The 21,926-nt window shown below is 53.2% G+C and carries 27 protein-coding genes; 14 read left to right on the top strand and 13 right to left on the bottom strand.

The window, feature by feature from the left end:
• Window positions 1-90: 90 nt before the first annotated feature.
• Entirely contained in the window at window positions 91-348 is a 258-nt protein-coding gene (rpmA, locus tag OLG56_RS02640; protein WP_000940593.1) for a 50S ribosomal protein L27, read from the bottom strand.
• Between the two features lie 19 nt (window positions 349-367).
• Window positions 368-679, bottom strand: coding sequence for a 50S ribosomal protein L21 (gene rplU / locus OLG56_RS02635; RefSeq protein ID WP_000271398.1), 312 nt, complete (start codon window positions 677-679; stop codon window positions 368-370).
• Between the two features lie 257 nt (window positions 680-936).
• Here rplU and ispB point away from each other — a divergent pair, with 257 nt between their 5' ends.
• Together ispB and sfsB are read left to right on the top strand one after the other, a co-directional pair.
• The gene (ispB, locus tag OLG56_RS02630; protein WP_001047354.1) at window positions 937-1,908 is read left to right on the top strand and encodes an octaprenyl diphosphate synthase; all 972 of its coding nucleotides are present in this window, start codon (window positions 937-939) and stop codon (window positions 1,906-1,908) included.
• Window positions 1,909-2,139: 231 nt separating this feature from the next.
• Complete coding sequence (sfsB, locus tag OLG56_RS02625) at window positions 2,140-2,427, top strand: DNA-binding transcriptional regulator SfsB (RefSeq protein WP_000444168.1); 288 nt, start codon at window positions 2,140-2,142, stop codon at window positions 2,425-2,427.
• 57 nt (window positions 2,428-2,484) lie between these two features.
• On the opposite strand, the gene murA is transcribed toward sfsB, so the two are convergent.
• The 7 genes from murA to mlaF form a co-directional block, all read right to left on the bottom strand.
• The gene (gene murA, locus OLG56_RS02620) at window positions 2,485-3,744 is read right to left on the bottom strand and encodes a UDP-N-acetylglucosamine 1-carboxyvinyltransferase (RefSeq protein ID WP_000357288.1); all 1,260 of its coding nucleotides are present in this window, start codon (window positions 3,742-3,744) and stop codon (window positions 2,485-2,487) included.
• Window positions 3,745-3,797: 53 nt separating this feature from the next.
• Window positions 3,798-4,052 (bottom strand): BolA family iron metabolism protein IbaG, encoded by a 255-nt coding sequence (ibaG, locus tag OLG56_RS02615; protein WP_001518349.1) that lies wholly within the window; start codon window positions 4,050-4,052, stop codon window positions 3,798-3,800.
• Between the two features lie 187 nt (window positions 4,053-4,239).
• Entirely contained in the window at window positions 4,240-4,536 is a 297-nt protein-coding gene (gene mlaB / locus OLG56_RS02610; protein ID WP_000188843.1) for a lipid asymmetry maintenance protein MlaB, read from the bottom strand.
• Window positions 4,536-5,171: a phospholipid-binding protein MlaC gene (gene mlaC / locus OLG56_RS02605; protein WP_000476475.1), complete on the bottom strand. Its 636-nt coding sequence runs from the start codon at window positions 5,169-5,171 to the stop codon at window positions 4,536-4,538. Before mlaC ends, mlaB begins: the two co-directional genes overlap by 1 nt.
• 18 nt (window positions 5,172-5,189) lie before the next feature.
• Window positions 5,190-5,741, bottom strand: a complete 552-nt coding sequence (gene mlaD, locus OLG56_RS02600) for an outer membrane lipid asymmetry maintenance protein MlaD (RefSeq protein WP_001193591.1) — start codon at window positions 5,739-5,741, stop codon at window positions 5,190-5,192.
• 4 nt (window positions 5,742-5,745) lie between these two features.
• Window positions 5,746-6,528 (bottom strand): lipid asymmetry maintenance ABC transporter permease subunit MlaE, encoded by a 783-nt coding sequence (gene mlaE, locus OLG56_RS02595; RefSeq protein ID WP_000925786.1) that lies wholly within the window; start codon window positions 6,526-6,528, stop codon window positions 5,746-5,748.
• 7 nt (window positions 6,529-6,535) lie between these two features.
• Window positions 6,536-7,348, bottom strand: a complete 813-nt coding sequence (mlaF, locus tag OLG56_RS02590; RefSeq protein WP_000531566.1) for a phospholipid ABC transporter ATP-binding protein MlaF — start codon at window positions 7,346-7,348, stop codon at window positions 6,536-6,538.
• A 212-nt stretch (window positions 7,349-7,560) separates the two neighbouring features.
• Between mlaF and OLG56_RS02585 the strand changes: the two genes are divergently transcribed.
• From OLG56_RS02585 to yrbL, 12 genes are all read left to right on the top strand, one after another.
• Window positions 7,561-8,538 (top strand): calcium/sodium antiporter, encoded by a 978-nt coding sequence (locus tag OLG56_RS02585; RefSeq protein WP_000922742.1) that lies wholly within the window; start codon window positions 7,561-7,563, stop codon window positions 8,536-8,538.
• A 13-nt stretch (window positions 8,539-8,551) separates the two neighbouring features.
• Entirely contained in the window at window positions 8,552-9,538 is a 987-nt protein-coding gene (gene kdsD, locus OLG56_RS02580) for an arabinose-5-phosphate isomerase KdsD (RefSeq protein ID WP_000018617.1), read from the top strand.
• Between the two features lie 20 nt (window positions 9,539-9,558).
• Window positions 9,559-10,125 carry a 3-deoxy-manno-octulosonate-8-phosphatase KdsC gene (gene kdsC / locus OLG56_RS02575; RefSeq protein ID WP_000030029.1) on the top strand — a complete coding sequence of 189 codons (567 nt, stop codon included), beginning with the start codon at window positions 9,559-9,561 and terminating at the stop codon, window positions 10,123-10,125.
• On the top strand, window positions 10,122-10,697 hold the full coding sequence (gene lptC, locus OLG56_RS02570; protein ID WP_000047845.1) for an LPS export ABC transporter periplasmic protein LptC: 576 nt from the start codon (window positions 10,122-10,124) through the stop codon (window positions 10,695-10,697). The genes kdsC and lptC overlap by 4 nt, the downstream gene beginning before the upstream one ends.
• Window positions 10,666-11,220, top strand: coding sequence for a lipopolysaccharide ABC transporter substrate-binding protein LptA (lptA, locus tag OLG56_RS02565; RefSeq protein ID WP_000669770.1), 555 nt, complete (start codon window positions 10,666-10,668; stop codon window positions 11,218-11,220). Before lptC ends, lptA begins: the two co-directional genes overlap by 32 nt.
• Before the next feature lie 6 nt (window positions 11,221-11,226).
• The gene (lptB, locus tag OLG56_RS02560; RefSeq protein WP_000224104.1) at window positions 11,227-11,952 is read left to right on the top strand and encodes an LPS export ABC transporter ATP-binding protein; all 726 of its coding nucleotides are present in this window, start codon (window positions 11,227-11,229) and stop codon (window positions 11,950-11,952) included.
• Between the two features lie 47 nt (window positions 11,953-11,999).
• Window positions 12,000-13,433: an RNA polymerase factor sigma-54 gene (gene rpoN / locus OLG56_RS02555; protein ID WP_000809020.1), complete on the top strand. Its 1,434-nt coding sequence runs from the start codon at window positions 12,000-12,002 to the stop codon at window positions 13,431-13,433.
• A 22-nt stretch (window positions 13,434-13,455) separates the two neighbouring features.
• Window positions 13,456-13,743, top strand: coding sequence for a ribosome hibernation promoting factor (hpf, locus tag OLG56_RS02550; RefSeq protein WP_001176589.1), 288 nt, complete (start codon window positions 13,456-13,458; stop codon window positions 13,741-13,743).
• 117 nt (window positions 13,744-13,860) lie between these two features.
• Window positions 13,861-14,352, top strand: coding sequence for a PTS IIA-like nitrogen regulatory protein PtsN (ptsN, locus tag OLG56_RS02545; protein ID WP_000609332.1), 492 nt, complete (start codon window positions 13,861-13,863; stop codon window positions 14,350-14,352).
• Window positions 14,353-14,397: 45 nt separating this feature from the next.
• Window positions 14,398-15,252: an RNase adapter RapZ gene (rapZ, locus tag OLG56_RS02540; protein ID WP_000243749.1), complete on the top strand. Its 855-nt coding sequence runs from the start codon at window positions 14,398-14,400 to the stop codon at window positions 15,250-15,252.
• Window positions 15,249-15,521 (top strand): PTS phosphocarrier protein NPr, encoded by a 273-nt coding sequence (gene npr, locus OLG56_RS02535; RefSeq protein WP_000216797.1) that lies wholly within the window; start codon window positions 15,249-15,251, stop codon window positions 15,519-15,521. The genes rapZ and npr overlap by 4 nt, the downstream gene beginning before the upstream one ends.
• Before the next feature lie 249 nt (window positions 15,522-15,770).
• Window positions 15,771-16,403 carry a PhoP regulatory network protein YrbL gene (gene yrbL / locus OLG56_RS02530; protein WP_000576805.1) on the top strand — a complete coding sequence of 211 codons (633 nt, stop codon included), beginning with the start codon at window positions 15,771-15,773 and terminating at the stop codon, window positions 16,401-16,403.
• 74 nt (window positions 16,404-16,477) lie between these two features.
• Here yrbL and mtgA read toward each other — a convergent pair whose 3' ends face one another.
• The 4 genes from mtgA to mnmL all read right to left on the bottom strand — a co-directional run bounded on the left by mtgA (window position 16,478) and on the right by mnmL (window position 21,442).
• Complete coding sequence (gene mtgA, locus OLG56_RS02525; protein WP_023214442.1) at window positions 16,478-17,206, bottom strand: monofunctional biosynthetic peptidoglycan transglycosylase; 729 nt, start codon at window positions 17,204-17,206, stop codon at window positions 16,478-16,480.
• Window positions 17,203-17,856, bottom strand: coding sequence for an isoprenoid biosynthesis glyoxalase ElbB (gene elbB, locus OLG56_RS02520; RefSeq protein ID WP_000719811.1), 654 nt, complete (start codon window positions 17,854-17,856; stop codon window positions 17,203-17,205). Before elbB ends, mtgA begins: the two co-directional genes overlap by 4 nt.
• A 226-nt stretch (window positions 17,857-18,082) precedes the next feature.
• Window positions 18,083-20,419 (bottom strand): aerobic respiration two-component sensor histidine kinase ArcB, encoded by a 2,337-nt coding sequence (gene arcB / locus OLG56_RS02515; protein ID WP_000809826.1) that lies wholly within the window; start codon window positions 20,417-20,419, stop codon window positions 18,083-18,085.
• 93 nt (window positions 20,420-20,512) lie between these two features.
• Window positions 20,513-21,442: a tRNA modification radical SAM protein MnmL/YtqA gene (mnmL, locus tag OLG56_RS02510; RefSeq protein ID WP_023214003.1), complete on the bottom strand. Its 930-nt coding sequence runs from the start codon at window positions 21,440-21,442 to the stop codon at window positions 20,513-20,515.
• Between the last annotated feature and the right edge of the window lie 484 nt (window positions 21,443-21,926).

Here is a 21,926-nt window from a genome sequence, read left to right as displayed (position 1 = left end):
AGCCACACGGGTATATTTTAGTCGGCCATCGAATGTAAAAAGCCCCGCAACAGGTGCGGGGCTTTCATCCGTTACCGGACCACAAAAAACTTACTCAGCAACGATGCTGATGTATTTACGGTTTTTCGGGCCTTTAACTTCGAATTTCACTTTACCGTCTGCTTTAGCAAACAGAGTGTGGTCACGACCGCAACCAACGTTGGTGCCAGCGTGGAATTTAGTACCACGTTGACGAACGATGATGCTGCCTGCCAGAACTGCTTCACCGCCAAAGCGTTTTACGCCCAGACGTTTAGCTTCAGAATCGCGACCGTTACGAGTCGAGCCGCCAGCCTTTTTATGTGCCATTTAATCTGCTCCCCTAATCTTAAGCGCTGATGCCGGTAATTTTCACATCAGTGAACCACTGACGATGGCCCTGCTGCTTACGGTAGTGTTTACGGCGACGAAACTTAACGATTTTAACTTTCTCGCCACGACCGTGGGCAACAACTTCAGCTTTGATTACGCCGCCATCAACGAAAGGAACGCCGATTTTGACTTCTTCACCGTTTGCGACCATCAGAACTTCAGCGAACTCGATAGTTTCGCCAGTTGCGATGTCCAGCTTTTCCAGGCGAACGGTCTGACCTTCGCTTACTCGGTGTTGTTTACCACCACTTTGGAAAACCGCGTACATAAAAAACTCCGCTTCCGCGCACACCTTTCAATGATTCAGAGCGCGCTATAAATATTCACAATAGGGCGCGAATATTACGCAAATTGCACGGCTTTGACAAGTGCTACCATCAATACATGAAGAAAAAAAACACAACGCATACGGTAACGTTTATCTGCGGCGTTTTTTCAGTACAATCAGGGTATATTTCTAACCATAAACCCTACGTTACCTCATTCAGACATGGGATAATCGGGGCGATAAGCCCGGCTTTTGCGATGAATTTAGAAAAAATCAACGAGTTAACCGCGCAAGATATGGCGGGTGTCAATGCGACAATCCTTGAACAGCTTAATTCCGACGTTCAACTGATTAATCAGCTAGGATATTACATTATTAGCGGCGGCGGGAAACGCATTCGTCCGATGATTGCCGTTCTTGCCGCGCGTGCGGTGGGTTATCAGGGTAACGCGCACGTGACTATCGCCGCTCTGATCGAGTTTATCCACACGGCGACGCTGCTGCATGATGATGTGGTGGATGAATCCGATATGCGTCGCGGCAAGGCAACGGCAAATGCCGCCTTCGGTAATGCCGCCAGCGTGCTGGTCGGCGACTTTATCTATACCCGCGCCTTCCAGATGATGACCAGCCTCGGCTCGTTAAAAGTGCTGGAAGTGATGTCGGAAGCGGTCAACGTGATTGCAGAAGGCGAAGTGCTGCAATTGATGAACGTGAATGACCCGGACATTACCGAAGAAAATTACATGCGGGTGATTTACAGTAAAACGGCCCGTCTGTTCGAAGCCGCCGCCCAGTGCTCCGGTATTCTTGCCGGTTGTACGCCTGAGCAAGAGAAAGGGTTGCAGGACTATGGCCGCTACCTTGGTACGGCTTTCCAGCTCATTGACGATCTGCTGGATTACAGCGCCGACGGCGAGCATCTCGGTAAAAATGTGGGTGATGACCTCAATGAGGGCAAACCCACCTTACCGTTGCTTCACGCCATGCGCCACGGTACGCCAGAACAGTCAGCGATGATCCGTACCGCTATTGAACAAGGTAATGGTCGTCATCTTCTGGAACCGGTTCTGGAAGCGATGACCACCTGCGGCTCGCTGGAATGGACGCGTCAGCGAGCGGAAGAAGAAGCCGACAAAGCGATATCCGCGTTGCAGATATTGCCGGATACTCCATGGCGTGAGGCGCTAATCGGTCTCGCACACATCGCGGTGCAGCGCGATCGTTAATGCCGTTCTCTTATCCCGCGCACTGCGCGGGATATCCCATTAAGTTCTAATAAACTCCAGATACCCTATCGCCTGTCTTTCACATACTCACCCAGGACTTCCCCTGGCATATTCTGAATATTGCCGACACTTACATGAACTTTTTAGAACATTCCTTCACGAAGCGTTATAGTATCGAACGTCGTCGGGTTGTTAAAACCGTAAGTGATTAACCTAAGGAGTGATGGATGTATGGAAAGCAAGCTTATTGACTGGCATCCGGCCGATATCATTGCCGGACTACGTAAAAAAGGGACTTCAATGGCCGCTGAGTCACGCCGGAATGGATTGAGTTCATCCACGCTGGCCAATGCATTAACGCGCCCGTGGCCGAAAGGAGAGTTGATTATCGCGAAAGCATTGGGAACGGAACCCTGGGTTATTTGGCCATCGCGTTATCACGATCCGCGCACGCATGAGTTTATCGACAGAACGCGGCTTATGAGAGCGCGTAATAAAAACAAACAGAATGTAGAGTAAGTGCCTGTAAAACAACCCCCGCATCGCGTTCGCGGGGGTTATTCAGCGTACAGAAGGTTATTCGCCTTTCACGCGTTCAATATTCGCGCCTAGCGCGCGCAGTTTGTCTTCGATGCGCTCATAACCGCGATCGATGTGATAAATGCGATCCACAATCGTCGTGCCTTCCGCAATACAGCCCGCCAGCACCAGGCTCGCAGATGCCCGCAGATCTGTCGCCATGACCTGGGCGCCAGAGAGCGTTTCTACGCCATGGCATATGACGGTATTGCTTTCAATTTCCGCACGCGCGCCCATGCGGCTGAGTTCAGGCACGTGCATAAAACGGTTTTCAAAGACGGTTTCAGTGATAAAGCCCGTCCCTTCCGCCACCAGGTTCAGCAACGTGAACTGCGCCTGCATATCGGTCGGGAATGCCGGGTGCGGCGCGGTACGGACATTGACCGCCTTCGGTCGTTTGCCGTGCATGTCCAGACTAATCCAGTCCTCGCCCACTTCGATATCCGCGCCAGCATCGCGCAGTTTCGCCAGTACCGCGTCCAGAGTGTCCGGTTGCGCGTTACGGCAGAGGATTTTGCCGCGAGAGATCGCTGCCGCCACCAGGAAAGTCCCCGTTTCGATACGATCCGGCAGCACACGATAAACGCCACCGCCCAGACGCTCTACGCCCTCGATCGTAATACGATCGGTGCCCTGCCCGGCGATCTTCGCCCCCAGCGTAACCAGGAAGTTAGCGGTGTCGACAATTTCCGGCTCGCGCGCGGCGTTTTCAATGATGGTCGTCCCTTCCGCCAGCGTAGCGGCGCACATAATGGTGACGGTCGCGCCGACGCTGACCTTATCCATCACGATATGCGCCCCTTTAAGACGTCCTTCGACGGAGGCCTTTACGTAGCCCTCTTCCAGCTTGATGGTCGCACCCAGTTGTTCCAGACCGGTAATATGCAGATCAACCGGACGCGCGCCGATAGTACAGCCCCCCGGCAGAGAGACTTGTCCCTGACCAAAACGGGCAACCAGCGGCCCCAGCGCCCATATCGAGGCGCGCATGGTCTTAACCAGATCATAAGGCGCGCAGAACACGTTCACCTGGCTGGCGTCAATGTGTACCGATCCATTGCGTTCCACTTTCGCACCTAATTGGCTCAGGAGCTTCATCGACGTATCCACGTCTTTCAGTTTTGGAACGTTTTGGATCTCTACCGGTTCTTCTGCCAGCAGAGCGGCGAACAGGATCGGCAGCGCGGCGTTTTTGGCGCCGGAAATTGTGACTTCGCCCTGGAGCGTCGTTGGCCCCTGTACACGAAATTTATCCATTATTGTATTCTCAGTTAAGCATTCATCTCCGCTACCGGCAGGTTACCCGTAGCTTAAAATCCGTTAAGTTTACGATCGCGCGCCCATTCCGCCGGGGTATATGCTTTGATCGATACGGCATGGATACGGTTGTCCGCAATGTACTCCATTAGCGGCCCATAGACCGTTTGCTGTTTCTTGACCCGGCTCATGCCGTCAAACATCTCGCCCACGGCAATAACCTGAAAGTGACTGCCATCGCCGGAGACGTGGACTTCCTGGAGGGAGAGGGCATTCATCAGCACACTCTGAATTTCATGATTTTCCATGGGTTCTTTATTCGTCAAATAGTGAAAACAGCCCAACATCTTAGAGCAAAGTCGCGCCGTCTTAAATAAGCAAAAGATTACGCTGATAAATCAGCGCGGTAAAAGTGCCGGATGGTGCTGCTAACGCAACTTATCCGGCCTACGGGGATCATGCGAAGTGTAGGCCGGATAAACCATCCGGCATTCATTACATACGGGGAAGTACGTCTTCGGGCAAGTTATATAATTGCGCCAGCGCGTAAACCTTGTCGTTAACGCCAGACAGCGACACGGCATTGCCCTGCTTTTTTGCCTGGTTCACAAGGTGCGCCAGCAGCGCCAGTCCCCCTGTATCCACCCTGGAGATCTGGCTCAGGTCGATACGGGTAACGCCATTCATCGCTTCTACGCGCGCGTCCCATAGCGGCGCCAACACGTCCTGATCCAGCTCTCCCGCCAGCACCAGAGTGTCCGCCTCACGCGTCCAGGTGAGTTGCGGCGTCATTACTGTTTCTCGTCCAAAGTAATTTTCTGTTGAGAGATAGATTTCAGTTGTGCGGTCAGGCCGTCAATGCCTTTAGTACGCAGCAGATCGCTCCACTCATTTTGCTTGGTAGTGATCATGCTGACGCCTTCCGCAATCATGTCATACGCCTGCCAGTTGCCGGTCTGAGTGTTTTTGCGCCACTGGAAATCCAGGCGTACCGGCGGACGACCGTTGGGATCGATAATCGTTACACGGATAGGCACAATGGTCGCATCGCCCAGCGGTTGCTCAGGCGCTATCTGGTAAGTCTGGCCGTGGTACATCGCCAGCGCCTGACCGTAGGCCTGTTTCAGGTATTCGCGAAACGCTGCAAAATAGGCTTCACGCTGCGCCGGGGTCGCCTCTTTGTAGTAGCGGCCCAGCACCAGCGCGCCGGCATATTTTACCTGCACGTACGGCAGAAGTTCCTGATCAACAACGTCGCGCAGGTAATCCGGATTGGCACGAATTTTCGGCTGTTCGTTTTTTAGGCGATCAAAAGTTTTCTGCGCCGCCTCGTTCATCAGTTTATAAGGATTGCTCTGATCCGCTGCCGTTGCTGCGCTTAATGGCGCAATGACCAGCAGGGCCACCATCATCAGTCGTTTAAACATGCCTCAATTCTCCTGAGATTATTTCGTTTCGCCCGCGGGCGTTGTGGCTTCAGTATGGCCTTCCGTTGCGGCTGGCGCATCGCCAGAATTCTTATTGTCGTCGCCTTTGCTGTTATAAAGGAACTGGCCAATCATATCTTCCAGCACCATTGCAGACTTGGTGTCCTGAATCGTACTCCCATCTTTGAGGATAGACGTTCCCAGCTCAGGATCTTCAAAACCGACGTTTAATGCCAGATATTGCTCCCCCAGCAGCCCGGAAGTACGAATACTCAACGAGCTGGTATCGGGAATATGGTTATAACGCTCTTCGATGTCGAGCGTTACGCGCGGCAGGTATGTTTTCGGATCAAGCGAGATATCTTCAACCCGCCCGACAACCACCCCGCCGATGCGTACCGGGGAACGCACTTTCAGACCGCCGATGTTATCGAAGGTCGCATAAACCTTATAGGTCGGCTCCGTGCGCATAGAGGTCACATTTGCCGCCTTCAGGCAAACAAACAGCGCCGCCAGCAACGCTACCAGCAAAAAAACGCCTACCCAAATTTCATTTTTTTTCGTTTGCATGAACTCAATTCCCAAACATCAGTGCGGTCAGCACAAAATCCAGCCCCAGAACGGCCAACGATGCGTGAACCACGGTACGCGTCGTTGCCCGGCTAATCCCGGCAGAAGTCGGTATTGCGTCATAACCGTTGAATAACGCAATCCATGTTACCGTAATGGCGAACACCACGCTCTTTATCAGACAGTTCACCAGGTCCATACGCCAGTCGACGGCATTCTGCATCGCGGACCAGAAGAACCCGGCGTCGATTCCCTTCCAGCTTACGCCGACCAGCGAGCCGCCCCAGATACCGACCGCCACAAAAATAATGGTCAGTAGCGGCAACGAAATCACGCCCGCCCAAAAGCGCGGCGAAATCACCCGGCGCAATGGATCGACCGCCATCATCTCCATACTGGAGAGCTGCTCCGTCGCCCGCATCAGGCCGATTTCCGCCGTCAACGCCGACCCGGCCCGCCCGGCAAACAGCAACGCCGCGACCACCGGCCCCAGCTCGCGCAGCAGCGAAAGCGCCACTAACATGCCAAGACTGGTCTCCGCGCTGTAAGTAGTCAGAACCAGATAGCCTTGCAGCCCCAGCACCATACCGATGAATACGCCGGAGACAATAATGATAAGCATCGACAAGACGCCCACATTATAAAGCTGGCGCACCAGCAGCGGCGCATGTTTGCGAAACTCCGGCTTACCGATAATCGCATTGAATAACATTAACCCGGCGCGCCCGAACGTCCTGACGGTTTTGATCCCGCTGTGTCCGAGTGCTGCCAGCGCATTTAACAGCATGAGTGGCTTAACTCCCTGTTTCGAGTAAATCAAGGTGATAGTCGCCCGCCGGATAGCGGAACGGAACCGGCCCGTCGGCAATGCCGTCAAGGAACTGACGCACGCGCGGGTCCGTATTCTCCTGCAACGCCTGAGCGCTACCGTGAGCGACGATTTTTTTGTCCGCCATGATCCAGGCGTGATCCGCAATACTGAGCACCTCTGGCACATCATGCGAGACCACCACGCAGGTCACGCCCAGCGCGCTGTTCAATTCTGAAATCAGCTTCACCAGAACGCCCATGGTAATCGGGTCCTGGCCGACAAACGGCTCATCGAACATGATGAGATCCGGTTCCAGAGCGATGGCGCGCGCCAACGCGGCGCGACGCGCCATCCCACCGGAGAGCTCGGAAGGCATCAGTTTTGCCGCACCGCGCAGCCCGACAGCTTCCAGTTTCATCATCACAACGCTTTTTAGCAGCGGCGCGGGTAAATTGGTGTGCTCCCGTAGCGGATAGGCCACATTGTCAAACACGTTCATGTCGGTAAACAGCGCTCCCGACTGAAACAACATACTCATACGTTTGCGGACGGTGTAGAGCCGCGAACGGGACATGGCCGGCACATTCTCGCCATCAAATAAGATCTCGCCCTTATCCGGCGGGATCTGTCCGCCAATCAGGCGCAACAGCGTGGTTTTACCGATGCCCGACGGCCCCATGATCGCCGTGATCTTCCCGCGCGGCACCGTCAGGGAAATATTATCGAAAATGCAGCGTTCGCCACGGGAAAAGCTGACGTCGCGCATATCGACTAAATTGGCCGCAGACTGACCCATTGATTCATCCTTCGTATTGCCTTGTTGAGGTAACCATGGCGCTGAATTTAACCATGGGTTCGACATAATTACAGAATATTAACTGACAGGGTTAGCGAAAGCTGGCATTCGTTTTACTTTTTAGCCGCATAAAGTCAAAATTAGGACTTCGTTACGGCTTCCAGATATCCCTTCCAGGGGACCGGCGAGTATACCTGAAGAAAGGACTTTAGATGCTTTTAGCGATGGCGCTACTCATAATTGGTTTGCTTCTGGTGGCCTACGGCGCCGATCGTCTGGTGTTTGCGGCCTCTATTTTATGCCGTACATTCGGTATTCCCCCGCTGATCATCGGGATGACGGTCGTGAGTATCGGCACCTCGCTGCCGGAAATTATTGTGTCGGTCGCCGCATCGCTACACGGTCAGCTCGATTTGGCCGTCGGCGCGGCGCTCGGTTCTAACATCACCAATATTTTGCTGATCTTAGGGCTGGCGGCGCTGGTTCGTCCATTTACCGTGCATTCCGATGTTCTACGTCGCGAATTGCCATTAATGTTATTTGTTAGCGTGGTAGCCGGTTCCGTACTGCATGACGGACAGTTAAGTCGCAGTGATGGTATCTTTCTCCTGCTTCTGGCTGTGCTATGGCTGTTATTCATTGTTAAAATCGCGCGTCTGGCCGAACGCCAGGGGAATGACAGCCTCACCCGCGAACAACTGGCGGAGCTGCCGCGCGAAGGCGGGCTCCCCGTCGCGTTCTTATGGCTGGGCATTGCGCTGGTCATCATGCCGATGGCGACGCGCATGGTAATCGATAACGCTACGGTGCTGGCGAACTATTTCGCCATGAGTGAATTAACGCTCGGTCTGACAGTCATCGCCGTCGGCACCAGTCTGCCAGAGCTGGCGACGGCGATTGCCGGCGTGCGAAAAGGCGAAAATGATATTGCCGTTGGTAATCTCATTGGCGCCAATATTTTTAATCTCGCCATCGTGCTGGGACTGCCTGCGCTGATCGCGCCGGGAGAGATCAACCCGCTGGCGTTTGGGCGTGATTATAGCGTGATGTTGCTGGTTAGCGTGGTTTTCGCTTTACTTTGCTGGCGGCATCCGCGTCAGATTGGTCGGGGCGCAGGTATACTGCTGACCGGCGGGTTTATCGTATGGCTGGCGATGCTCTATTGGCTATCGCCACTTCTTGTTGGATAACTGGAAACGGATTATGTCGCATTTAGCGTTGCAACCGGGGTTTGACTTTCAGCAGGCAGGCAAAGAGGTCCTGGAAATTGAACGTGAAGGCCTGGCGGAGCTTGATCAATATATCAACCAGCATTTCACGCTGGCCTGTGAAAAAATGTTCAACTGCACCGGAAAAGTGGTGGTCATGGGGATGGGGAAATCCGGCCATATCGGACGGAAAATGGCCGCCACGTTCGCCAGTACCGGCACCTCTTCCTTTTTTGTACATCCGGGCGAAGCCGCGCACGGCGATTTGGGGATGGTTACGCCGCAGGATGTGGTTATCGCTATCTCCAACTCCGGCGAATCCAGCGAGATCGCGGCGCTAATACCGGTGCTTAAACGGCTGCACGTGCCGTTAATTTGCATTACCGGGCGACCGGAAAGCAGCATGGCGCGTGCGGCAGATGTGCATCTGTGTGTTAAAGTGCCCAAAGAAGCGTGTCCGTTAGGACTGGCGCCTACCAGTAGTACCACCGCAACGCTGGTGATGGGCGACGCGCTCGCCGTGGCATTGTTAAAAGCGCGCGGCTTTACCGCCGAGGATTTCGCTCTGTCACATCCTGGCGGCGCGCTGGGACGTAAGCTACTGCTGCGCGTAAGCGATATTATGCATACTGGTGATGAGATCCCGCATGTTAATAAACATGCCACCCTGCGTGATGCGCTGTTAGAAATTACGCGTAAAAATCTCGGTATGACCGTCATTTGCGATGAATCCATGAAGATCGACGGTATCTTCACCGACGGCGATTTACGTCGCGTGTTCGATATGGGCGGCGATATGCGCCAGTTGGGGATCGCCGAGGTGATGACGCCAGGGGGCATTCGCGTGCGTCCCGGTATTCTCGCTGTCGATGCGCTGAATTTAATGCAGTCCCGCCATATCACCTCCGTACTGGTTGCTGATGGCGACCAGTTACTCGGTGTGTTACATATGCATGATCTCCTGCGTGCAGGCGTCGTGTAGAAACTCAAGGATAATTAACGATGAGTAAAGCAGGTGCGTCGCTTGCGACCTGTTATGGCCCCGTCAGCACCCATGTCATGACCAAAGCGGAGAATATCCGCCTGCTCATCCTGGACGTGGATGGCGTATTGTCTGACGGCCTGATTTATATGGGCAATAACGGCGAAGAGCTGAAGGCTTTCAACGTTCGTGACGGCTATGGTATTCGCTGTGCTTTGACCTCCAATATCGAGGTTGCCATTATTACCGGACGAAAGGCTAAACTTGTAGAAGATCGCTGCGCCACGCTGGGGATTGTCCATCTTTATCAGGGACAGTCGAATAAGCTGATCGCCTTTAGCGATCTGCTGGAAAAACTGGCCATTGCGCCGGAAAATGTTGCCTATGTCGGCGATGATCTGATTGACTGGCCAGTGATGGAAAAAGTGGGGTTAAGCGTTGCCGTTGCGGATGCGCATCCGCTGCTGATCCCCCGCGCTGACTATGTGACGCACATTGCCGGCGGGCGCGGCGCGGTACGTGAGGTGTGCGATTTGCTGCTGCTGGCGCAGGGCAAGCTGGATGAGGCCAAAGGGCAATCGATATGAGTAAAACCAGACGTTGGGTTATCATTCTACTGTCGCTGGCCATTCTGGTACTGATTGGTATCAATCTGGCGGATAAAGACGATCCTGCTGCCGTGATGGTCAACAGCAACGATCCCACGTATAAAAGCGAGCATACGGATACCGTCGTGTACAGTCCGGAAGGCGCGTTGAGCTATCGTCTGATCGCGCAGCACGTTGAATATTTTTCCGATCAGGCGGTCTCATGGTTTACGCAACCGGTATTAACCACCTTTGATAAGGATAAAGTGCCGACATGGTCGATCAAGGCCGATAAAGCCAAATTGACTAACGATCGGATGCTCTATCTGTATGGCCATGTTGAAGTCAACGCCCTGGTGCCTGACGCTCAATTACGCAGAATTACCACCGATAACGCGCAGATTAATCTGGTGACGCAGGATGTTACCTCGAACGATCTGGTGACGTTATACGGCACAACATTTAACTCCAGCGGACTGAAAATGCGCGGTAACTTACGCAGCAAGAACGCCGAGCTGATTGAAAAGGTTAGAACCTCTTATGAAATTCAAAACAAACAAACTCAGCCTTAATCTTATGCTTGCCGGCTCGCTGCTGGCCGCCAGCATTCCGGCTTTCGCCGTCACGGGCGATACCGAACAGCCTATTCATATTGACTCGGATCAACAGTCGCTGGATATGCAAGGCAACGTCGTGACCTTTACGGGCAACGTGGTGATGACCCAGGGCACGATTAAGATCAACGCCGATAAAGTCGTGGTTACCCGCCCTGGCGGCGAACAGGGGAAAGAGGTGATCGACGGTTACGGCAATCCGGCCACCTTCTACCAGATGCAGGACAACGGTAAGCCGGTGAAAGGCCACGCTTCCCATATGCATTACGAGCTGGCGAAAGATTTTGTGGTGCTGACCGGCAACGCTTATCTGGAGCAGCTTGACAGCAACATTACCGGCGACAAAATCACCTACCTGGTGAAAGAGCAGAAAATGCAGGCCTTCAGCGAGAAAGGCAAACGCGTCACCACCGTTCTGGTGCCGTCGCAGTTGCAAGACAAAAACAAAGGCCAGACTCCGGCGCAAAAGAAGAGTAACTAATTCGTTATGGCAACATTAACTGCAAAGAATCTGGCGAAGGCCTATAAAGGCCGTCGCGTAGTGGAAGATGTCAGTCTGACCGTTAACTCCGGGGAGATTGTCGGGCTGCTCGGTCCAAACGGCGCGGGTAAAACCACCACCTTTTATATGGTCGTCGGTATCGTGCCGCGTGACGCGGGCAATATCATCATTGATGATGAAGATATCAGTCTGCTGCCGCTGCACGCGCGCGCGCGCCGCGGTATCGGCTATTTGCCGCAGGAAGCCTCTATTTTCCGCCGTCTCAGCGTATTTGATAACCTGATGGCGGTACTGCAAATTCGTGACGATTTGACCGCAGAACAGCGAGAAGACCGCGCCAACGAGCTGATGGAAGAGTTTCATATTGAGCATCTGCGCGACAGTATGGGACAGGCGCTGTCCGGTGGTGAACGCCGTCGTGTAGAAATAGCCCGCGCGTTGGCCGCTAATCCCAAATTTATCCTGCTGGATGAACCGTTTGCCGGCGTTGACCCGATTTCCGTTATCGACATCAAACGCATTATCGAGCATCTGCGCGATAGCGGGCTCGGCGTGCTGATCACCGACCATAACGTCCGTGAGACGCTGGCAGTCTGTGAACGCGCCTATATCGTGAGCCAGGGCCACCTTATTGCCCACGGTACGCCGACAGAAATCCTGCAAGACGAACACGTTAAGCGTGTATATCTTGGGGAAGACTTCAGACTCTGATAGGGTAGAGGGCTATGCTGCTCTAGCGGGAGAAAACGACTCTGAATATGAAGCAAGGTTTGCAACTCAGGCTTAGCCAACAACTGGCGATGACGCCTCAGCTACAACAGGCCATCCGTCTGTTGCAGTTGTCTACGCTGGAACTTCAGCAGGAACTCCAGCAAGCGCTGGAAAATAACCCGCTGCTTGAGCAAACCGATCTTCATGACGAAATCGACACTCAGCAACCTCAGGATAACGATCCTCTCGATACCGCCGACGCGCTCGAACAAAAAGAGATGCCGGAAGAGCTGCCGCTTGACGCCAGTTGGGATGAAATTTACACCGCCGGGACGCCGTCCGGCCCCAGCGGCGATTATATCGACGATGAGCTGCCCGTCTATCAGGGCGAAACGACGCAGTCGTTGCAGGATTATCTGATGTGGCAGGTTGAGCTAACGCCCTTCTCGGACACCGATCGCGCTATTGCGACATCCATTGTCGACGCGGTAGATGATACCGGTTATCTCACCGTATCCCTGGACGAAATTCGCGAAAGCATGGGCGATGTAGAGGTGGATCTCGATGAGGTTGAAGCCGTTCTGAAGCGCATTCAGCGTTTTGATCCGGTAGGCGTCGCGGCAAAAGATCTTCGCGACTGTCTGCTGATCCAGCTTTCACAATTCGACAAATCCACGCCGTGGCTGGAAGAGGCGCGGCTTATTATCTGCGATCACCTTGATCTGCTGGCCAACCACGATTTCCGCACGTTGATGCGCGTTACCCGACTAAAAGAAGAGGTGCTGAAAGAGGCGGTAAACCTGATTCAGTCGCTCGATCCCAGACCCGGTCAATCGATCCAGACCGGTGAGCCGGAGTACGTTATCCCGGATGTGCTGGTACGCAAGCATAACGGTCGCTGGACGGTGGAGCTTAATAGCGACAGTATTCCCCGTTTACAGATTAACCAGCACTATGCCGCCATGTGCAACAGCGCGCGCAACGATGCCGACAGCCAGTTCATCCGCAGTAATTTACAGGATGCGAAGTGGCTGATAAAAAGCCTTGAAAGCCGCAACGACACGCTGCTGCGTGTCAGTCGCTGCATCGTCGAGCAACAGCAAGCCTTTTTTGAACAGGGCGAAGAATATATGAAACCGATGGTACTGGCGGATATCGCCCAGGCCGTCGAGATGCACGAATCCACCATATCCCGCGTGACCACGCAGAAGTATTTGCACAGCCCGCGCGGTATTTTTGAACTCAAATATTTCTTTTCCAGCCACGTCAATACCGAAGGCGGAGGCGAAGCCTCTTCCACCGCGATTCGCGCGCTGGTGAAGAAGTTAATTGCGGCGGAAAACCCCGCGAAACCACTGAGCGACAGCAAGTTAACCTCTCTGCTGTCAGAACAAGGTATCATGGTGGCGCGCCGCACTGTTGCGAAGTACCGAGAGTCTTTATCCATTCCGCCGTCAAACCAACGCAAACAGCTGGTTTGACCCAACCGATAAGGAAGACACTATGCAGCTCAATATCACCGGACATAATGTCGAAATTACTGAAGCCCTGCGTGAATTTGTGACGACGAAATTCGCCAAACTTGAACAGTATTTTGAGCGGATTAATCAGGTATACGTGGTGTTGAAAGTGGAGAAGGTCACGCATATCTCGGATGCGACGCTACACGTTAACGGCGGCGAAATTCACGCCAGCGCGGAAGGCCAGGATATGTATGCCGCCATTGACGGCTTGATTGATAAACTGGCAAGGCAGTTAACCAGGCATAAAGATAAACTGAAACAACACTAATTGTCCGGGCAGTTAGCCAGTGCAGGACGGCCTGTTGTGTGACACAACGGGCCATTTGTACAGTTAGCGCTCCGAACCTGGCCATCAACCTGACAGGACAGGTTCTTAGGTGAAATTATGATAAATAACGATACGACTCTACAACTGAGCAGTGTACTTAACCAGGAGTGTACGCGTAGCGGCGTTCATTGTCAGAGTAAGAAACGCGCGCTGGAAATCATCAGCGAACTGGCGGCAAAACAGCTCAGTTTACCTCCTCAGGTCGTGTTTGAAGCCATTCTGACACGCGAAAAAATGGGCAGTACCGGTATTGGTAATGGTATCGCCATCCCGCACGGGAAACTGGAAGAAGATACCTTACGCGCCGTCGGCGTGTTCGTTCAGCTCGAAACGCCGATCGCGTTCGACGCCATCGATAACCAGCCGGTCGATCTCCTCTTCGCCCTGCTGGTGCCCGCCGATCAAACTAAAACGCATCTGCACACGCTGTCGCTGGTGGCGAAACGTCTGGCGGATAAAACGATCTGCCGCCGCCTGCGCGCGGCGCTGAATGATGAAGAGCTGTATCAAATCATTACTGACACCGAAGGTGAGCAGAATGAGGCATAACAACTCAATGGCATTTCTTTCTGTCGTTGTGAGGAGAAACGGTACATGGTACTGATGATCGTCAGCGGGCGTTCCGGATCAGGTAAATCTGTCGCTCTGCGCGCGCTGGAAGATATGGGATTTTACTGCGTGGATAACCTCCCCGTCGTGCTGTTGCCCGATCTGGCGCGAACGCTGGCCGATCGCCAGATTTCCGCCGCCGTCAGCATTGATGTGCGCAATATGCCTGAATCACCTGAGATTTTTGAACAGGCGATGAATAATCTGCCTGGCGCTTTCTCGCCGCAATTGCTGTTTCTTGATGCCGACCGCAATACCTTGATTCGCCGCTACAGCGACACGCGCCGTTTGCATCCGCTTTCCAGCAAAAACCTTTCTTTAGAGAGTGCGATCGATAAAGAGAGTGACTTGCTGGAGCCGTTACGCTCACGTGCGGATCTGATCGTCGACACTTCAGAAATGTCCGTCCATGAGCTGGCGGAGATGCTGCGTACCCGGCTGTTGGGCAAACGCGAGCGCGAACTGACGATGGTATTTGAGTCCTTCGGCTTTAAACATGGTATCCCGATTGATGCGGACTATGTGTTTGATGTCCGCTTTCTGCCCAACCCGCACTGGGATCCAAAACTGCGCCCCATGACCGGGCTTGATAAGCCGGTAGCCGCGTTTCTTGACCGACACACAGAAGTTCACAATTTTATCTATCAGACTCGCAGCTATCTTGAGCTATGGTTACCGATGCTGGAGACCAACAACCGCAGCTACCTTACCGTCGCTATCGGTTGTACCGGCGGGAAACACCGTTCGGTGTATATTGCAGAACAGCTGGCAGACTACTTCCGCTCGCGCGGTAAAAATGTCCAGTCTCGCCATCGCACGCTGGAAAAACGCAAAACATGACCGTAAAGCAAACTGTTGAAGTCACCAATAAGCTGGGCATGCATGCCCGGCCTGCCATGAAGCTTTTCGAACTGATGCAGGGTTTTGACGCCGAGGTGCTATTACGCAATGACGAAGGCACCGAAGCGGAAGCAAATAGCGTCATCGCTCTGTTAATGCTCGACTCCGCCAAAGGGCGTCAGATCGAAATTGAAGCCACCGGCCCGCAAGAAGTTGAAGCGCTGGCGGCGGTTATCGCGCTGTTCAATTCCGGCTTTGACGAAGACTAAACCTCCCCCTCTATACCCTATTTTCCCCCAACGCCGTCCCGGTATTTGATGACAGTCACCCCAAAACCGGGCGTGTTACGCCTGCCTGCCACTTGTCCCGCAGCCCCACCCTTTCGTAAGATTTGTACATTTCGTGCGCTTTACCTATGCATAAAAACATTAAGAAAACCTTAAAAAATTTCGTTTAGGTTTTGTTTAAGTTCTTTGTCCATACTAAATTTATGTGAATAAATTTTTCCAGGACTTGCCATGATCTTCTTATCCAAACAGACTCCGCTGGGCACCGGTCGACATCGTAAATGCTATACGCATCCGGATAATGCCCGGCGTTGCATAAAAGTCATTTACAACCGTAACCACGGCGGTGATAAAGAGATTCGGCGTGAACTGAACTACTATGCGCATCTGTCCCGCTACCTGACGGACTGGAGCGCTATCCCCCGTTATTACGGCACGGTAGAAACCGATTGCGGCACCGGCTATGTCTACGACATGATTACCGATTTCAACGGCGCGCCCTCTATTACCCTGACCGAGTTCGCCGCGCAATGTCGTTATGAAGAGGATGTCGCTGTCCTGCGGCGGCTACTGAAAAAACTGAAACGTTACCTGCTGGATAACCATATTGTGACGATGTCGCTGAAGCCGCAAAACATCCTGTGCCAGCGTATCAGCGAGTCAGAAGTGGTTCCGGTGGTTTGCGACAATCTGGGGGAAAGTACCTTTATCCCGCTGGCGACCTGGTCAACATGGTGCTGTGAACGCAAACTGGAGAGAGTGTGGCAGCGGTTTATCGCCCAGCCTGCACTGGCCGTTGCCCTGGAGAGGGACGCGCAGCCAAAAGACAAGAAACGGCTGGCGCTTACTTCTCACGAAGCTTAATGGCCTGTGCTTATCAGGCCTGGACGACACAGATCGCAGGCCGGATAAGGCGTTCGCGCCGCCATTCGACAAAATTAATTAAGCTGGTTGCGCGTCATAAAAGATTCCCCGCCCAGTTGGCGCATCTGGCGCATAATCCACGCCTGCCGGCTACGCACATAGCCGGAAGGCGCATTCGCCTTATAGCGAATCGGGTTAGGCAGCACGGCCGCCAGCAACGCGGCTTCGGACATATTTAAGCGGCTGGCAGGTTTATGAAAATACCGTTGTGCCGCAGCCTCCACGCCAAAAATACCATCGCCAAACTCCGCGATATTCAGATAAACCGTGAGGATGCGCTTTTTGCTCCAGACAGTTTCAATGCCCAGCGTTAGCCCAGCCTCCAGACCTTTGCGCACCCAACTGCGTCCATCCCATAAAAAGAGATTTTTCGCCGTTTGCTGCGAAAGCGTAGAGGCGCCGCGAATACGGCTCTCATTCCGCTCATTATGCGCCAGCGCTTTTTCAATCGCCGGAACATCAAAGCCCCAGTGCTCAGGGAACTTCTGGTCTTCCGCCGCAATTACCGCCAGCCCCATCCACGGCGAGATATCCGCCATACTGACCCAGTCAGAATGCGCCACATAACCGAACTCTCCACTCAGCCAGGCGCTAATCTGCCGTTCCGCCATCACCGCCGAAAAAGGCACCGGAACCACGCTAAACAGCGCAATGCCGCCGCCCCAAAAGACGGCGAGCGCAGCAAGGATACGTAAAAGTAGACGGCGCAAAAACCTTAACGGCGCGATGCGTCGTTTGCTCATTCCGCCAGAACCAGCACGCGCGACACTAATTTATCAATGCCGCTTGCCGCCTGGGCGATATCCTGCGCCAGCATATAGGCAGGGGTGGTCACGACCTTGTTATCCTCGTCCACAACGATATCATCAACCGGGCAAGGTACGTGTTCGGCCCCCATCTCTTCAAGTACTTCAGCGGTATCAATATCCGTCCCTATTGTCAGACGTAGCGGGAAGTCAAAGATTTTCGGCAACATTGCGGGCGCGATACAGATGAATCCCAGCGGCTTGCCGGACTGGTGCATGGCCTTCGCCAGCGCGACGACATCGCTATCCACCCGGCATTCGCTCCCCTGGCTGGCGAAATTACTCAGGTTCTTCGCCGCGCCGAAACCGCCAGGCACAATGAGCGCATCCAGCTCCTCTGGCTGAGCCTGGGACAGGGGACGAATATCGCCCCGCGTAATACGCGCCGCCTCAATCAGGACGTTACGCGTTTCCGCCATCGCTTCGCCGGTCAGGTGATTAATAACATCCGCTTGTGGTTTATCCGGCGCGAAGCAGACAGCCTGCGCGCCGCTGCGGGCAATGGCCAACAGCGTCAGAACGGCCTCATGAATTTCGGCGCCGTCATAGACGCCGCATCCGCTGAGCACTACGCCAATTTTTTTCATGGTGAACATCCTCCTGCAACCGACTCAAGCCCATTAATAATTTTGATTAAAATGCTACGCTTCACACATTTAAATGATTCATGTAACAAATCATTTAGGATTTGCTATCTTAACTGCGTGCGGCCTGAAAACAGGACTGCGCCTTTGACATCATCATAATAAGCACGGCGCAGCCACGATTTCCCTGGTGTTGGCGCAGTATTCGCGCACCCCGGTCAAACCGGGGTCATTTTTTTTCCGCGTTTGCCACCCAGGCTTTCAGCACCGCGACATCGTGCTGCCACTCCTGCTTCATCTCTTCAATCCATTCCGCGACATTATCTTCCCAGGCGGGAAGATCCGGCGACTGGATTTGCTGGCCAAGCTGTTGCAGATGACGCAGCCCTACCGAACCGGCGGCGCCTTTAATCTTATGCCCTTCCTCAACGACGCCTTTTTTGTCACGCGCCGTCAGATTGGACTCCAGCACGCTTAAATAGCCAGGCATCATTTTTTCAAACACCGCGAGGCCGTCGGTGATCAATTTAGGCCCAACCAACTCGATGTATTGTTCCAGCATCGGGATATCCAGCAGCGCTTGCGCTTTATCGCTCTCTTCAGGCGTCACGGTACTCTCCTCTTTATCGGTGGCATCCCAGAATTTTTTAATCATCGCGGTTAAGGCCGGCACTGACAGCGGCTTACTCAGCACATCGTCCATACCGGCGTCCAGATACTCTTTTTTATCTTTCAGAACGTTAGCCGTAAGCGCTACCAGCGGCGGTAAATCTTCCCGCGTGTGGCGACGGGTCAGTTCTCTGGCAATATCCAGCCCCGTCATATCCGGTAGCTGAATATCCAGTAAGACCAGGTCATATTCGCCCGGCGCGAACATCTCCAGCGCCGCCTTGCCGGTCATCGCGACATCCACGCTGTTACCCAGTTTTTCCAGTACTGAACGCGCCACAATCACGTTCAGTTCAATATCTTCGACCAGCAGAACATGCAGCGCGGGCAGCGGCATGTCGTCTTCATCAAAGGCGTCCTCCACCTCTTCCGCCACCGCTGGCGCATGGACCGTTAGCGTAAAGGTCGATCCTTTGCCCGGCAGACTGGAAACGGTAATATCGCCGCCCATATTTTTCGCCAGCCGACGGGAGACCGCCAGCCCGATACCGGTACCCGTCGCCGGCTTACCGCCATGACTGTCTTTCACCTGATAATACATGGCGAAAATTTTATCCTGCTCATCCTGCGGAATGCCGATCCCGGAATCTTCCACTTCAAAGTGCAGCATGTCGCCTTCATCATAGCGCGCCCGCACCGTCACCTGGCCCTGCTGAGTAAACTTCACCGCATTGCTGATCAAATTCCATAAAATCTGGCGCAGACGCGTTCCGTCGGTAATGACTTTGTGCGGCAGCGGCAGCGTCGGCTCAAGCACAAAACGTAGCCCTTTTTGCTGCGCCTGCAAACCGGAAAGGTTTTCCAGATCGGCCATAAAGCTGGTGAAATCAACCGGTTGGTTATCAAGCTGAACCTTACGCCGCTCCATCTTATCCATATCAATGATATCATTGAAAATATTGCCTAACGTCACGGCGGAGACATGGATTGTCTTAAGGTATTTTTCCTGTTCGACGGTGAGATCGGTATCCAGCAGGATGCGACTTAAACCGACGATGCCGTTAAGCGGGGTGCGCAGCTCATGACTGATGGTAGAGATAAATGTGGTCTTGTCGCGGCTGGCGCGTTCCAGCGCGTCCTGATAACGCTTACGTTCGGTAATATCACGACCAAATCCCATCAGACCATGACGTTTACCGACACGGTCGTAATAAGGCACTTTACGAATTTCAAAGCAGGCCTTTCGTCCGTCGGGGTAATCCAGCCACTGTTCGTAGGTCAGGGAGACGTTATGGCGGAATACTTTTTCGTCGGTTTCAATGACTTTCTCCGCCGCTTCGGGAGAGTACACATCTTCCGGCTTCAAATGCACCAGCTGTTTTTCGCTCTTGCCGGTTAGCAATTCCATTGCGCGGTTACAGCCGGAAAATTCTTTATCCTCATTACGATAAAAAACCAAATCCGGCGAGGCGTCCAGAAAGGAGCGCAGAAAAGAGGATTGCTGTTCTAGCTGGATTTGCGCCTCTTCACGCTCTTTAATTTCTACTTTTAGCTGTTCAAATGTCTCTTGCAGCTCCGCTTCCGCTTTTTCGCGATCGGCAATTTCCTGATTAAGCTGGGCAATATTGTCCTTCAACTGTACGTTAAGCTTGAGATCGCGCTCGCGCATCTCCTCCAGCTTTTGCACCAGACGCGACAGTCGCTGCCTTGACTCTTCCAGTTGTTCAACAACAACGGATAAGAAATAGACCGCCCAGGGCGTAATTAACAGGCCAAAAAAGATGGAACGAATAACGTCGATACTTTCAACCTGACCATGCAGCACCATGGTCACCGCCATCTGCACGACAATCGCCAGCACCACCAATGCCAACGCCAGGAGCATGGAAAAGCGCACCAGACCCAATTTCATCATCAGGTCGACATAGTATTGCGCCAGCATACGAATTTGCTTCATAGAGGATTCCTTCACCACAACTTCGCACATAATACCCAATTATGGGAACCGCGTTGAATATTGTGCGAAATATGCGTAGCGCCCCTCATCACGCTACGCTACAGGTGGTATCCAGGGACGGGCCAGCGCAGAGCCCTGTACGCCATGCTCATTCAGGTATTTGTCCAGCTCAACCATCCCCGTCCAGCGATTCTCACACCACAGCGGGGCAAGCAGCGTCGGACGGCGAGCGCTGGCTGAAATCCGGTGATAAATTATCTCCGGCGGCGTATGACGAATCATCTCACCTGCCGTTAGCGTGTAGTCTTCCAGTTCGATGCCGTTCAGCCGCCCCGCTTCCCAGGCTTTGGCCATCGTACTGCCTTTCACAATATGTAGCGGATGCAGTTTAATACCGTCTACGCCCGTCTTCACCACACGCTCCATGGTTTGCAGGCATTCTGCCTGCCCTTCTCCCGGCAGCCCCACAATCAGATGCGCGCACACTTTCAGCCCGCGCTCCCGGGCAATCCGGGTGGTACGCTGATAGCAGGCGAAGTCATGCCCGCGGTTAATTCGGCGCAGGGTTTTATCGTGCGCGGTTTGCAATCCCAGTTCCAGCCACACCTCGTAGCCTTGATCTTTATATTCACACAGTAAATCTACTACTGCCTGAGGGACGCAATCCGGACGCGTACCGACACATAACCCGACGATACTGGCCTGGCTGACCGCCTGTTGATACATGGAACGCAGCACCTGCACTTCCGCAAAGGTGCTGGTGTAGGCCTGGAAATAGGCCAGATAGCGTTTAGCGCGGTTCACCAGATGCGCCTGATGCGCAAGCTGCTCGGCAATCGAATGATGCTGCTGCGCCTCATCGGCAAAAGAGGCGACATTACAGAAGGTGCAACCGCCACGCCCGATGGTACCGTCGCGATTAGGGCAGCTAAAACCGCCATGAAGCGTCAGCTTATGAACCTTTTGCCCATACCGACGTAAAAGATCCCCACCAAACATATTGACTAATTTCTGTAACTGCATAATCTGATAGACCGCCTCTTAAAAAGAGGCCAAAGCCTGCCATTTTTAGTCTCCTTTGGCGATGACCTGGATCAATCGTCCCGGAAGGCTTTTATCCATTGCATAATCAAGCAAAATAAACGATATTTCATTCATAATCCCGCTGATGATTTTTCCTGATATTCCCCTCTTTTTTCAGCGTTTGCTGGGTCATCGATAAAAACAGTAGCATTCAATACTGCTCACGCTTAAAACAGCATAAAATGCCAAGATTTTTGAAAAAGCAAGGTCAGATAACGTCTGGCGAGCGGCTCTTATAGTGAGACAGATCACAGGCTTTCTGCCGCTCCGTATTAGCAGCCACTCTATAAAAAACCTTTTAATTTCAATATATTCAAAAAGTTATCTGTGCTACAGCACACTTTTGCATAAATCAGTTTGCCATTTGACCTGGGTGTGGATTCCCGATAAGTTGGGGATCCGCTGGAAGCTTTCTGGATGAGCC

Origin of the sequence: Salmonella sp. 2018103 (assembly GCF_026247685.1) — a bacterium.
In the GTDB taxonomy this organism is placed as follows: Bacteria; Pseudomonadota; Gammaproteobacteria; order Enterobacterales; family Enterobacteriaceae; genus Salmonella; species Salmonella enterica.
Note: the sequence above shows the minus strand (reverse complement) of the source record. Positions and strands in the feature narration are given on the sequence as shown.